This is a genomic window from Kitasatospora sp. NPDC002040, assembly GCF_040296785.1.
Classification (GTDB): domain Bacteria; phylum Actinomycetota; class Actinomycetes; order Streptomycetales; family Streptomycetaceae; genus Kitasatospora.
This window is the reverse complement of record NZ_JBEOXV010000022.1, coordinates 65,632-78,051: the sequence shown is the minus strand read 5'-3', so window position 1 is coordinate 78,051 and position 12,420 is coordinate 65,632. Positions and strand designations below refer to the sequence as shown.

Annotated in this window: 13 protein-coding genes and 1 pseudogene; 6 read left to right on the top strand and 8 right to left on the bottom strand. The window is 69.7% G+C overall.

The window, feature by feature from the left end; genetic code table 11:
- Nucleotides 1-78 precede the first annotated feature (78 nt).
- The 3 genes from ABT118_RS29820 to ABT118_RS29810 form a co-directional block, all read right to left on the bottom strand.
- Nucleotides 79-2,025: a DUF8189 domain-containing protein gene (locus ABT118_RS29820; protein WP_350675603.1), complete on the bottom strand. Its 1,947-nt coding sequence runs from the start codon at nucleotides 2,023-2,025 to the stop codon at nucleotides 79-81.
- A 241-nt stretch (nucleotides 2,026-2,266) separates the two neighbouring features.
- Entirely contained in the window at nucleotides 2,267-2,572 is a 306-nt protein-coding gene (locus ABT118_RS29815; protein ID WP_350675600.1) for a hypothetical protein, read from the bottom strand.
- A 6-nt stretch (nucleotides 2,573-2,578) separates the two neighbouring features.
- Nucleotides 2,579-2,746: a hypothetical protein gene (locus ABT118_RS29810; RefSeq protein WP_350675598.1), complete on the bottom strand. Its 168-nt coding sequence runs from the start codon at nucleotides 2,744-2,746 to the stop codon at nucleotides 2,579-2,581.
- 438 nt (nucleotides 2,747-3,184) lie between these two features.
- Here ABT118_RS29810 and ABT118_RS29805 point away from each other — a divergent pair, with 438 nt between their 5' ends.
- The 4 genes from ABT118_RS29805 (at nucleotide 3,185) to ABT118_RS29790 (ending at nucleotide 6,309) form a co-directional block, all read left to right on the top strand.
- Nucleotides 3,185-4,159, top strand: coding sequence for a LuxR C-terminal-related transcriptional regulator (locus ABT118_RS29805; protein WP_350675596.1), 975 nt, complete (start codon nucleotides 3,185-3,187; stop codon nucleotides 4,157-4,159).
- Nucleotides 4,160-4,313: 154 nt separating this feature from the next.
- A complete protein-coding gene (locus ABT118_RS29800) occupies nucleotides 4,314-4,652 on the top strand; it encodes a cyclic-phosphate processing receiver domain-containing protein (RefSeq protein ID WP_350675594.1) in 339 nt (112 codons plus the stop codon).
- Nucleotides 4,653-4,709: 57 nt separating this feature from the next.
- The gene (locus ABT118_RS29795) at nucleotides 4,710-5,615 is read left to right on the top strand and encodes a DUF3592 domain-containing protein (protein ID WP_350675592.1); all 906 of its coding nucleotides are present in this window, start codon (nucleotides 4,710-4,712) and stop codon (nucleotides 5,613-5,615) included.
- Nucleotides 5,616-5,700: 85 nt separating this feature from the next.
- A complete protein-coding gene (locus tag ABT118_RS29790) occupies nucleotides 5,701-6,309 on the top strand; it encodes a GNAT family N-acetyltransferase (RefSeq protein ID WP_350675590.1) in 609 nt (202 codons plus the stop codon).
- A 66-nt stretch (nucleotides 6,310-6,375) separates the two neighbouring features.
- On the opposite strand, the gene ABT118_RS29785 is transcribed toward ABT118_RS29790, so the two are convergent.
- A complete protein-coding gene (locus ABT118_RS29785; protein WP_350675587.1) occupies nucleotides 6,376-6,540 on the bottom strand; it encodes a hypothetical protein in 165 nt (54 codons plus the stop codon).
- 1,000 nt (nucleotides 6,541-7,540) lie between these two features.
- A complete protein-coding gene (locus ABT118_RS29780) occupies nucleotides 7,541-8,272 on the bottom strand; it encodes an SDR family oxidoreductase (protein WP_350675585.1) in 732 nt (243 codons plus the stop codon).
- A 144-nt stretch (nucleotides 8,273-8,416) separates the two neighbouring features.
- Here ABT118_RS29780 and ABT118_RS29775 point away from each other — a divergent pair, with 144 nt between their 5' ends.
- On the top strand, nucleotides 8,417-9,049 hold the full coding sequence (locus tag ABT118_RS29775) for a TetR/AcrR family transcriptional regulator (protein ID WP_350675582.1): 633 nt from the start codon (nucleotides 8,417-8,419) through the stop codon (nucleotides 9,047-9,049).
- A 182-nt stretch (nucleotides 9,050-9,231) separates the two neighbouring features.
- On the opposite strand, the gene ABT118_RS29770 is transcribed toward ABT118_RS29775, so the two are convergent.
- The 3 genes from ABT118_RS29770 to ABT118_RS29760 all read right to left on the bottom strand — a co-directional run bounded on the left by ABT118_RS29770 (nucleotide 9,232) and on the right by ABT118_RS29760 (nucleotide 10,772).
- Nucleotides 9,232-9,480 (bottom strand): hypothetical protein, encoded by a 249-nt coding sequence (locus ABT118_RS29770; protein ID WP_350675579.1) that lies wholly within the window; start codon nucleotides 9,478-9,480, stop codon nucleotides 9,232-9,234.
- 79 nt (nucleotides 9,481-9,559) lie between these two features.
- The gene (locus tag ABT118_RS29765; protein WP_350675577.1) at nucleotides 9,560-9,799 is read right to left on the bottom strand and encodes a hypothetical protein; all 240 of its coding nucleotides are present in this window, start codon (nucleotides 9,797-9,799) and stop codon (nucleotides 9,560-9,562) included.
- Nucleotides 9,800-10,115: 316 nt separating this feature from the next.
- Nucleotides 10,116-10,772 (bottom strand): SMI1/KNR4 family protein, encoded by a 657-nt coding sequence (locus ABT118_RS29760; protein WP_350675575.1) that lies wholly within the window; start codon nucleotides 10,770-10,772, stop codon nucleotides 10,116-10,118.
- A gap of 709 nt (nucleotides 10,773-11,481) precedes the next feature.
- On the opposite strand from ABT118_RS29760, the pseudogene ABT118_RS29755 reads away from it, so the two are divergent.
- Nucleotides 11,482-12,413: pseudogene (locus ABT118_RS29755) on the top strand (IS5 family transposase).
- Nucleotides 12,414-12,420 lie beyond the last annotated feature (7 nt).

Here is a 12,420-nt window from a genome sequence, read left to right as displayed (position 1 = left end):
GTCCCGGAGACCGATCGGTCTCCGGGACACGCCGCTGTCGGTTCGGCCTCGGTCGGGTGGCCCCGGTGCCGCTCCGGATCAGACCAGGGCCCAGGGGGCGAAGGGCCCGCCGACGACGTTCTGGTTGGTGCCCCAGATCTGGCCGTTGCTGTTGTCGTAGAGCGCGATGGCGCTGTTGGGGATCACGATCGCGGTCGGGTCACCCGACAGGTTCGTGCCACCGAGGCTGTTCCAACCGAAGGCTCCGCCGACACCGCTCTGGGAACCACCGAACACCGCACCGTTGACGGTACGGACGTACAGGGCAATGGTCCCGTTCGCAGCCACCACGACCGACACCTTGCCGGTGAGACCGCCGCCAGTGGTCAACTGCCCCCAACTGGAGAACGGCCCGCCGACCCCGGACTGCGACATGCCCCAGACATTGCCGTCCGTGGCCGTGGCGTACAGCGCGATGGTGCCATTGGGCGTGACCACCGCCGTCGGGTCACCGGTCACACTCGTACCACCGAGGCTGTTCCAACCGAAAGCTCCACCGACACCGCTCTGGGAACCACCGAACACCGCACCGTTGGTGGTACGGACGTACAGAGCGATGGTCCCGTTCGCAGCCACCACGACCGACACCTTGCCGGTGAGACCGCCGCCAGTGGTCAACTGCCCCCAACTGGAGAACGGCCCGCCGACCCCAGACTGCGACATGCCCCAGACATTGCCGTCCGTGGCCGTGGCGTACAGCGCGATGGAGCCGTTCGGCGTGACCACCGCCGTCGGGTCACCGGTCACACTCGTACCACCGAGGCTGTTCCAACCGAAAGCTCCACCGACACCGCTCTGGGAACCACCGAACACCGCACCGTTGGTGGTACGGACGTACAGAGCGATGGTCCCGTTCGCAGCCACCACCGCCGACACCTTGCCGATGAAGCCGGTGCCGGTCAGTGCTTGCGGCGCGGACCACGCTCCGCCGGCCCCGGCCTGCGACTTGCCCCACACGATGCCGTCGCTGCCGACCCAGTAGGTGGCCAGGCCACCGCTCGGGGTCAGCACCACGTCGGAGCCGATGGACCGGGCGCCGACGGTGACGACGCTGCCGGCGTAGCTGTGGTCGGCACCGTCGATCTCGTTGGCGACCGGCGTGACGGTGTAGGTGCCGGTCGCGAGTCCGGTGGTGTTCCAGGAGGCGGTGTAGCCGGTGAGGTCGGGCGAGGTCGGCCCGCCGCCGGCGCCGATCTGCTGGCTGTACCCGTTCGGGCCGGTGATCCGGTAGTTGAGGTAGTTGATGTACCCGTTGGCGGTGACCGTCGAGGTCAGGTTCACCACGGCCGCACCTGTGGCGTTGGCGTGGACGCTGAAGCCGGCCGGGACGGTCGGGGCCGGGGTACCGCTGCCGGGGCTGATGTAACCGATCACCTGCTGGCCCCAGCCCTGCTGGAGGGTCGGGTTGAACGGCCCGTTGTGAGTGACCGCGTTGCCCTGGTTGCCGCCGGTGTCGTTGATCGAGGTGCGGCTGCTCACGGAGCTGACCAGGGAGACGTGCTGGACGTCGTAGAAGCCGAGCGCACCGGGATCGGTGAAGCTGGACAGCTGGTATCCGTTGCCGCGCCACACGATCGCGTCACCGGGCTGCGGGGTGTAGCCGGTGTCGGTGACCCAGTGGAAGGTGCCGTGGGTCGCACCGTGGCGGGCGAACGACCATGCGGCACTCGTCAGGTCCCCGGTGTCGGTGTAGCCGGCCTGGTTCCAGGCCCATTCGGCGAAGTCCGCGCACCACTCCTCTCTCGCCTGACCGGTCGAGACGTTGCAACTGGTGCCGAAGCCGGTGCCGGCGTTCGGGCTGCCGCCGTGGCCGGTGCTGTTGGCCGAACAGGGCCCCTTGCCGAGGTTCGCATTGGCGATCGAGGCGACCAGGTTCCCGGTGCTCGTGTCGGCACGGGCCGGCCCGACGCCCAGGCCGGTGACCACGGTGGCGGCGACCAGGGTGGCGAGGGCGGGCTTGGTGAACTTTGCGACGAACGTGGGCATGGCAGGACTCCTTGGTGGCGGATTGGGGTGTTTCGGGGATGACGTGGTGTCGGACGCGGCCCGGCCTGCGCACGGCAGGCGGACGAGGGCGGCCGTTCAGGAGCGGTACGGGGTGGGTCGGCGGGCCGGCGGCGAAGGCAGCGGCGGCAACCCGGTTCGACGGGTACGGGACGGCTGTCCTGCAGGAACAGCGGTCACGGAAGGCGGAGTTCACGCCGGGACGGGGCGGGGTCCGCCCGGTTCAGCGGCCGGGGCCCGCCGAGGACGGCGGCGGGAGGTAGCGGTCCCGGAGCAGCGGCGAGGCGCGGTGGGCGCGCCGCAGCAGTTCGGCCGCCCGGTGTTCGGCACTGGTGCCGGCGTCTCCGTCCGGAAGGAGGAACAGCAGCAGGTCGATCCGGTCCGGCTCGGCGCGGCCACCGGCGTGTTCGAGCCGGTCGACCGGCTCGGCATGGGCCCACAGGACCTCCACCACCTCGCCGACCTCGGCCCGGTCGCCCCGGTCGGTGCGGGTGTGACGGCGGGTCAGGGCCGTGTAGACGATGTCCATCCGTCGTCAGCCCCAGGTGCCGTTGCCGGGGGTGGCCGTCGGGGTCGGCAGGGACTGGACGGTGGCCGAGATCGGCTCGGGCTGGGCGGCGGTGGCAGCGCCGGGCAGAACGGCGACGGTGCCCAGCGCGAGGGTGACGACCGCGGCGGCCAGGGCGATGCGGGTACGGATCATGGTGATGATGCCTTCTCTGGTGGGTGCGAGGAGTGTCCGGTCCCGGAAGCCGCACCCCGCGGTGGTGTTCGCTCCGGTTGCCGTTCGGGGGGGTTTCCGTTCCCTTCCGGCGATGAACAGCTTGGCCGCAGACCGGGGCCGGCGGGAAGGACCTGGAGGTGTCGCCAACCGGTCTGACCGGAAGCAGACAGCCCGACCCGGCCGTGCCGCAACGGCCCCGGGCACATGCCCTCGTCCGCTCGTTCACCCGTCCGTCCATCCGTCCGGTTTCGGCTCAGGTGTCGCAGAATTCGGGCCGGAGAGATATCCCTCCAAAGGGCGTGCGCAGCAACGAAGCACCGCAGAAGGAACCTTGAAGGGAGGCCGGTCGGCTGCGAGCATCATCGGGCCAGGCACGGCCGCGGGGGGCTCGTGCCACTGTCACGAGGACATGCCACGATGTTGGAAACCCTTGGCCTGAGCGTCACCGCAGCCGCCGTCTACCAGGTCATGCTCGACCGCCCCGGCCATGGCGTCGAGCGGCTCGCCGACGCCATCGGCGTGACGCCCGCTCAGATCCACGACTGCCTGGACGAACTCACCGAACTGATGCTGGTCCGGGCCTCCAGCGAGCACCCCGGGCAGCTCCGGGCGGTCACTCCCGAGGTCGGTCTGGCGGACATGCTGGCCCGTCAGGAGGCCGACCTGGCGGAGCGTCAGGCCCAGCTCGCCGCCTCCAGGGCCGCCGTCACCCGCCTGGTCGCGGACCGTGCCGAGACCAGGGCAGCCCACGGCGAACGGCTGCTCGGTATGGACGCGATCCAGCACCGCCTGGAGATCCTGATGCGCAACGTCACCACCGAGTGCGTCGGTGTCCACCCGGGTGCCAGCCAACGTCCCGAGGACCTCGCCGCCGGACGGGAGGGCAACGCGGCGGCCATCGCCCGGGGCGTCGCCGTCAAGTCCCTGTACCAGGACGCCACCCGCAACGACCCGCACACCACCGCCTACGCCCGCTGGCTACTGGGCCTGGGCAGCGAGGTGCGCACCGCGCCGGTCCTGCCCCAGCGCCTCGTCATCGTCGACCGGTCCCAGGCCCTGGTCCCCATCGACCCCGCCAACACGCGCAAGGGGGCCCTGCACGTCACCGAACCGGGCATCGTGGGCGCGCTGGTCGAACTGTTCGAGCAGGCCTGGGCCACCGCGGTTCCGCTCGGTGCGGCCCGCAGCGGAGATCCCGCCACCGGCCTCACCGGCACCGAGCGCGAACTCCTGCGCCTGCTCGGCACCGGCCTCACCGACGACGCCGCCGGAGTGCGGCTCGGCATCTCCGCCCGTACCGTCGGTCGCCACATGGCGGCCGTGATGGAACGCCTCGGCGCCACGAGCCGCTTCGAAGCCGGCATCAAGGCGGCGCACCTGGGCTGGCTGTAGACGTCCGTCGGCGCAGCCGGCCGGACGCGATTCCGTGCTGCCGGCGAAGACGCGGCGGTGCCGGTCGCTGCGGACGACCCCGCAAAGCACCCGGGGCGGCTGCCCACGCATTATTGCCCGGCGGCGGAGCGCTCCGCTCTGGGAGGATGGCCCGGTGAAGATCGAGCGAGCCGTGCCGGTGCCGGTGATTCTGGGAGTCGACGACCTACGGGCGCTGCCCTGGGCGACGCGCATCGCCCGTACCAGCGCCGACGGTGTCCGACTCCTGGAGGAGCACCGCGGGACCTTCGTCGACGAGCTCTGGCTCGACCACGACCTCGGCGGCGAGGACAGCATCATGCCGGTGGTGACGCTGCTCGAGGAGGCCGCGTTCAACGGGCGGCCCTTCCGGATCGGAACGGTGTACGTCCACAGCGCCAACCCCAGCGGCGCGCAGACGATCGTCCGCTCCCTGGCCCGCTGGAACTACCCGGTCCGGCGGGCCACAGCCTGACCGCCCTCGGCCGGACTCACGGTCCGGTGGCGCCGGGACGCCCGCTAGCATCCGCCCATGACACTCGAACAGCCGTCGGGCAGCGAACGGCGCCTGACCACCAGTAAGGTGCGTTGGCTGGCGCTCTGCGCCGTGCTCGCTGTGATCGCCGGAGCGCTCTTCGCCACCGGTCAGGCGCTGGACCTTCCCCTCTGCGACGACGGGCCGCTGTGCGGACGGGGCACGGTGGGCGCCTACGTCTTCGGCGGCTCCGCGCTCTGGCTCGCGGCCACCGGTGCCGCGCTGGCCGTCGCGCACGACCGCGACTCCTACATCGATCCGGCGGTCCGGCTTCCTGCGGTCGCCCTGGCGGCGGTCGCCCTCGGACTGCTCGGCGTGATGACCGTTGTCGGCGGTACGGCCCGGCTGTGGCTGCTGCTCGTGGTGCTCGTGTCGGCCGGCTCGGCCCTCTGGCTCGACCTCCGGGGCGCGAAGCGCTGGCACTACCGACAGCGGATGAATCGCGAGGCGGCGGAGGTCGAGTACCGGCTGGACACGTACGGCGTCACGGTGACCGGCCGGATCAACGAGATCACCACCAGCTCGTCGACCGACGATGCCGAGGTGTACCTGAGGCTGCGCTTCACCTACGAGGTCGACGGAGAGACCCACCACGGCAGCCACTTCGGCCGCTTCTCCCTGCTCGATCCGCCCCGCCGGGGCGGCCCGGTCACCGTGGTCCACGACCCCGAGGACCCGTCCGAGTACCGGGTCACGGTGCCCGTCCACCAGCCGGAGCCGGAGCCCCAGCCGGTGCCGGCACCGGTACCGCAGGACGCCGTACCGCCGCCGCACGGGCTGTCCGAGGGCGGCCGGGAGGTGATGGCCGCGTTGGAGCGACTGGTCCAGCTGAACCGCGAGGGCGCCCTGACCGATGCCGAGTTCGGCCTCGCCAAGAGCCGGATCCTGGGCCCGGCCCACTGACCGCCCGCCGGCTGGCCTGCCCGTCTGCCCGCTGGCCGGAGCTGCTCGCACCGCGCCGGCGGGCGGTCCCGCCTAGGGTGGAACGATGACCTCCCCCTACCGTCCGGTGCCCGCCCGCGCACCCGGCCCCGCGGACCTCGACGCCATGGTCGCGGCCCTGACCACCGCGTTCTTCGACGACCCGCTCTGGGGCCCGGCCTTCCCGGACCAGGAGCGCCGGGCGGAGCAGGCCGCTGCGATGTGGCGGCTCTACGCGAACTCGGCGCTCCGCTACCCCTGGACCCGGGTCACCCCCGGCGCCGAGGCGGTGGCGGTGTGGATCCCCCCGGGCGGAACGGAACTGACGGCCGGTGAGGCGGAAGGCCTCCGTGACTTCCTCACCGACCTGGCCGGCCCCCGGGTCGCCGACGGGATCGTCCGGATCGGCGACCAGCTGGAGCAGGCCCGTCCGGCCGACCCGCACTTCTACCTGACCCTCCTGGGCACCCACGCCGCCCACCGCGGCAAGGGACTCGGCATGGGCCTGGTGGCGGAGGGTCTGGCCCGGATCGACGAACTCGGCGCCGCCGCCTACCTCGAGTCGTCCAACCCCGCGAACAACACCCGCTACGAACGCGCCGGCTTCACCGCCCACGGCCGGGTCACCACCGCCACCGGCCACGTGGTGACGACCATGTGGCGCCCCGCCCGCTGACCCGCCGTCCGGCCCACCCAACAGCCCGGGGTGTCCCGGTCACGGCGGACGCCGGCGGACCGGCGGTCACTGCACCGAAGCGGTGTGCGGGTGCTGCGGCGCCACCGGGCAGGCGTAGAGCTGCAGGTTGTACCCGTCGCCGATGGTGACCCCCGTCGGCGTCGGTGACCGAGTGGTCTCGATCCGCCGGTCCGAGGGGGTCTCACCGATCGCCACTGCGATGTCGCGCACCTTCATTTCCCGGCCGGTCGTCATGAGGAAGACCAGCATCCGGTCGATGGCCTCGTCCAGGTGGATCCCGACCGACGGTGTCCGTGCCGGACGACCTGACTTCGGCTGAGACGCCACCGGTTCCGGTTCGGGCTGAAGTACTGCGGGTTCGGGTTCGGCAGCGGGCCGCTGACCCGGAATCAGTCCGACCTCCTTCACGACGTCCTCTTCTCGCTGCGCGCGACGCCTTCTTCCGCGTCCAGCCGCTCGAACGGGATCGCCATCGCCAGCTCCTGGTCCTCGGCGGTGATCCAGGGTTCTGGCAACCAGAACCCGAGCCCAGAGCAGAGCCAGAAGCCAGAACATTGAGCGAAGCTTCCCGACATGCGCTGATATGAGCAGCTTCCGCCAGAAGGCGGCATTCGGTGATCCATCGTCAGGCACCGGATGAGCGGATCTCGGCTCCGACGAACACAGATTCGCCGTCCCTGGCCGCCAAGAGGGCCACGGGAACTGCCAAAGGCGAGTTAGCCGGGGGAACCAGCCTGACCGCTTCTACCTGGGCGAAGCCGACCTGTAGCAAGGGCGTTTGGGTAGGGCGGCGGCGGAGCCACAACGGGGACGGCTAGCCTCTGCCTCATGTCGGCCAAGAACGGTTTCACCTGCACGTGCTGCGGTGAGTGCCTGCTTGTGAAGCCTGCACGTCAAGTTCAGCTCCGCGAGGCAGCTTTACTCTGGCCGAGTGACGGGCGAGGCGGGTGGGCGGTGGTGTCTTCAGCAAGGCGGGCGGCTCGCAGTCGGGGCCCGGGCGGAGGTGAGGTTTTTCGGGCTCCTCCTGCGCGTCGCCGATGGCGACGCGCAGGCCGTGGATGCCCTGCAGAGTCCCGAGTGGGATCAACTGGGGTGAGCCGCGTGACGATCTTGGAGGGCGCCTTGTCCCGGGAGGCGCCCGGAGGGGAGCGGATCCTCGATCGGTGCGGTCGTTGCCGCCCTGATGGAGGATCCGCTCCGCTGCCTCGTGCTACGCGGCGGGCAGCTCGGGCTGGAAGCGCTCGACGTGGTCGCGGTCGGTGTACATGCTCCAGTAGGTCTCAGCGAGGTCGTCCGGGTCGATGACGGGGATGTGCGTGGTGTCGGTGCCGGCCGGCAGGTCGTCCAGGTACAGGGCAGCGCCTTCGCTGCGGGAGATCAGGGCCCCGATGGTCAGGGCGCCGGCGTAGATGCCCGTGCCGGTCAGCTCCGCGTTGAGGGAGTACAGGTAGTTGCGGGTGGCGGCCATCAGTGGGGCCACGCCGCTCGCACCGGGCATCGGGTGCGTGGCCGCGTAGCTCTGGGCCAGCAGGAAAGCGCCCTCGCCGCGCTCGGTCCACTGCGGCAGCACCGCTCGGACCACCTCGACCGGGGTCAGCAGCAGCATGGGGGCGAGGTCCTGGAGGGTGGCGGCGTCCAGGGTGGCGGCCGGGTACTGGGTCAGGTCGAGGCGGACGGGTCCGTACTCGACCACGTCAATCCGGCCGAAGCGGCTCTGGATCGCCGCCACGAGGGCGGGTACCTGGTCCGGCCGGGAAAGGTCGGCGGGGAACGCGGCGGCCTCTATGCCCTCATCGGAGAGCTCCTCGACGAGGGCATCGAGGCGGTCCTTGCGGCGGGCCACCAGAGCGACGCGGAAGCCTTCGCGCCCGAAACGGAGGGCCACCGAGCGGCCCAGACCGCTACCGGCACCGAAAACGGCGATCACCTTGGACTCGGACATGGCTCTGCTCCTTGCGACACTCTTCTTGACCTCGTGGTCAACTTGCTCATTCACCGTAACACCTAACTTGACCCGCCGGTCAAGTCAGTGTGGCGAAGTGAATGCGACCATGGAAGCCAGGCCAGGAGCAGGAGGAACCACCGGATGCGGGCCGACGCGCAACGCAACGCCGAGAAACTGCGGACAGCCGCCGCCGAGCTCTTCCAGGAGCGCGGCCTCACTGTCCCCCTGAAAGAGATCGCCCGCCGCGCCGGTGTCAGCCACGGCACCCTCTACAACCTCTTCGGCACCCGCGAGGCCCTCATCGACGAAGTGGTGGCCAACCTCGCCGCCGACCGCCTCGACGAAACCGCCGAGCACGCCCTGGCCCTCCAGGACGCCTGGGAGGGATTCGCCTACTACGTCACGCGGGTCTGCGAACTCCAGGCCACCGGCCCGGCCGTCGCCGACGTCGTCAGCGGGCGCTACCCGGCATCCGAATGCCTGATGCTGATCTGCACCCGGGTCCACGGCGCCGCCACACAGATCATCCAGCGAGCGCAGCTGGCAGGCGCCGTGCGCCCGGACTTCACCGTCGAGGACCTCCTGCTCTTCTTCGGCACCAATACCCTGCTCGCCCGCGCCACCACCGACACCGCGCCCCAAGCGTGGCGCCGCCAAGTCCTCTACCTCCTCGACGGCCTGAGCACGAAGGCGGCACAGGAGCCCCTTCCAGTCGCCCCGCTCACCCAGCACCAGATGTACGACGCCCTGGGCAAACTCGCCGGCATGCAGTAGCAGACCGCGACAACCGAAAGAGCCGTTCGTTTCACCGTCGCCGTGACGGCAAAACGAACGGCTCCACGCCGCACACCCCCACCGCAGGCCCACTGGCCTGTGCATTTAGGTGTGGAAACGGCCACTGAGCTTGCCGTTTAACCTCCGCGGCTCACGACCCACGTTGACCGGGGCGCCCGGACCTACGCGCTGAGGAGTTCGAAGACAGCCTCGGCGGCTGTGGCAGAGTCAGGCGCGTCGATGGAGGAGTACTCGTCGTACACGACGAACGGTGGCTGACCGCCTGGGCGGCACTCCAGGCTGAGTGGGTCGGGGTTGGTCGCCATGCGGATGAAGAACCAGTCATCATCGTCCGCTTCGTGCCGCTTCACCTTGCGCTCGATCACCAGATCCGGCACTCGCTCGCGGACGATTCGGAAGACGTCGTCCACAGGGCCTCCCGTGGCGTGCCCTGCGGTCCATGCGAGCGTACTCATGCTGTGGATCATGCCAGAAGCGACAGTTTCGGAGTCATCGCTCCGGCGATTCACTCAGCAGGTCGATCAGGACACCGACCAGCCGGGGATCGGCCACTGCGTTGAAGACCTCGATCGCACACAGCTGTCCGAAGGAACCAAGCAGGGGGACAACGTTGATCAAGGGCACGACAACCTGCTGCCCGAGCGCGATCAGAGCATGCTGAGCGTCCTCGGCCACCTCGCTGCTGTCTGAGTCCAGCTCCCTGAGGAGATCATCGATCGACTGGTCCATGACGGAGGAGTCTGGCCGCCGCTGCCGCGACCGCTGGCCAGCGGATTCACGGTCGGTGCGGGAAACGATCGCCGACGCTCTGGGACGCGATCTTCGAAGCGATTGTCCCGCAGCAGGTCCGCACTACTCCTGAACGCCCCAGATATGAACAACTCTGTTCCAGATCAAGCCTGTTGATGATCTATCGCCGAACGCAGGGAGTGCAGAAGCGAACCGGAAGCCGGGAGGGCCCCAAACTGCCAAGAGCATGTGGCGGTGGCCGAATCGACCGCATCGCTGCCGGAACGTCCCGGCCCCGGATTCTTCGGGAGCGCATTCATCCCCCGTGTGCCTGGCTGGTCGCCCGGCTCAGCCAGCTCAGGTACCAGTCGCGGAAGTCGACACGGTGCGGTCCGGCCGAGAGCGGTTCGAGGAGGCCGTCGGCTGCTCGAAGGTCGATCCACAGAGTGCCGCGCTCCGGCCCGGTGACGACGAGCCAGGTGTAATAGCCGCATCCCTCGTGGCTGAGGCATATCGCCCCTGCGGTCATCGAAGCGTGCAGTCTCTCCCACTCGTCGTCCCAAGCGCGGAACGCGGCGAGATACGACTGGTCGTCGGGAAAGTCCTGCTCGACCGGCTCGCGGGCGTCCAATTCCTCTGCCCAGCGGGCCCGCTCCGCCACTGATGGGAACGCCTGTCCCAGGAGGGTGTTGTCGCTGCGAATCCCGCTGTCGTCGACCCAGTGCCAGCCCTGACCGTCGTGCCGGAGGGGAAAGATCCCGTAGTACGGACCGGCTCCTCCCGCGCCCACCTCCAGGAGGAAAGCGCGGTAGGTCGAGGGAAAGGAGACGCCAAGTTCTTCTTCGGCTGCTGCCACCTCGGCCTCGCCGAGAGGCGATTCCAGCAGGAACTCATGCCCGGACCTTTGCCAACGGGCACCGAAGACCTTCTCCGGGAACGGTGCCTCCCGTAGGGCCAGGACCTGCTCACGCACTCCCGGCCAGTCCGCCTCTGACCCCATCACCTACCACCTCCGCGCATTGCTCATCCCCGGTCTCCGGTGTGGCTGAGTGGGGCTCACCACTGGGCGATCGTGTCAGCCAGGCCGGCTTGGATCAACGGGATTCACGCCGATCGCGGAATGCGGACGAACGACCGCCACAGGCCATGGCCCGCGGCATCCGGAGACTAGGTTCTGTCCCGCCGATCTTGGGCTGTGGGAGGATGCCGTCCATGACTTGCATCCGAAGGGGCCGTGCCTCGTAGAACACCAGCTTCACTTCGGCCGCGGGAACGCGGCTGGGGTAGACCCTGGGTGCGGTATCGCGATGTCCCAGGTCTGTCGGGAGCGGCGAATGCCGCTGTCCGTGTGCTCGAACGGGAGCGATTGTCTCCGGGCATCGTGGCGGTGGCGCTGAGCGTGTGGTCCGTGCGTGTCCACGGCACGAGGCGCGGGTGGAGGCAATGGGAGGCGGAGTTCACCTGCCCCTGCTGCGGCGAGGGTTGGGCCCGGGACAAGCTGCAAGACGCTCTGTTCATGCTTCCGCCAAGGGCCGCCGGCGAACTCCGTGTGCAGGTCGAGCGCCTGGACGCGGTGCTCCTTGGGCGGACGCACCACGAGCCCACGGAAGACCCGGAGTTGGCGTGGTGGCATCGCAGGTGCTGACCGCACCCATGTCGCCCACTGGTTCGTTGGCTCTTGCATGACTGGTCGGGGGGATCTGACAGAGGCGGAGTGGCGGCGTCTGGAGCCGCTCCTACCCCATGGGCAACAACCGCTGCGGGCGCTGGCGTGATCACCGCCAGGTGGTCAACGGCATCCTGCACCGGGTGCGAACCGGGGTGCAGTGGCGTGACCTGCCAGAACGCTACGGGCCCTGGAAGACCGTCTACGAGCGCCACCGGCGCTGGTCGGCCGACGGAACCTGGGAACGGCTACTCCAGCAGGTGCAGGCCCAGGCCGATGCCGTCGGTGGGATCGGCTGGGACGTCTCGGTTGATTCCACCTCGATCCGTGCCCACCAGCATGCGGCCGGCGCGCGGAAAGCCCCGTCGCCCGCCGCGTCAAAAGGGGCGGCGGCGATGGCACACCAGAGCGGAAGACCGTGGGTGAGACTGTGCGCCCGCTTGGCGGAGGTGGTGCAGGAGGTGAGGCGCTCGGTCGCTCCCGAGGAGGCTTCACCACCAAGGTCCACCTGAGTGCCGACGGGCGTTGCCGCGTGCTCTCACTGTTGCTGACGGCAGGCCAGCGGGCGGACTGCACACAGTTCGAGCCAGTCATGGAACGCATTCGAGTGCCTCGACTCGGGCCGGGCCGCCCGCGCACCACACCGGACAGCGTGAGCGCCGATAAGGCCTACAGCAATCGCCGGACCCGCCGCTACCTGCGGCGACGAGGCATCCGCCACGTCATCCCCGAGAAGAGCGACCAGGCCGTGAACCGGGTACGCCGGGGCCGGGCAGGGGGCGCCCGCCCGGCTTCGACAAGGAGCGGTACAAGAAGCGCAACACTGTGGAACGGGCGATCAACAAGCTCAAGAACTACCGAGCTGTGCCCACGAGGTACGACAAGCGCGCATACGTCTACCTGGGCACCGTCACCGTCGCAGCAACCATCATCTGGCTCCGGACATGATCGGCGG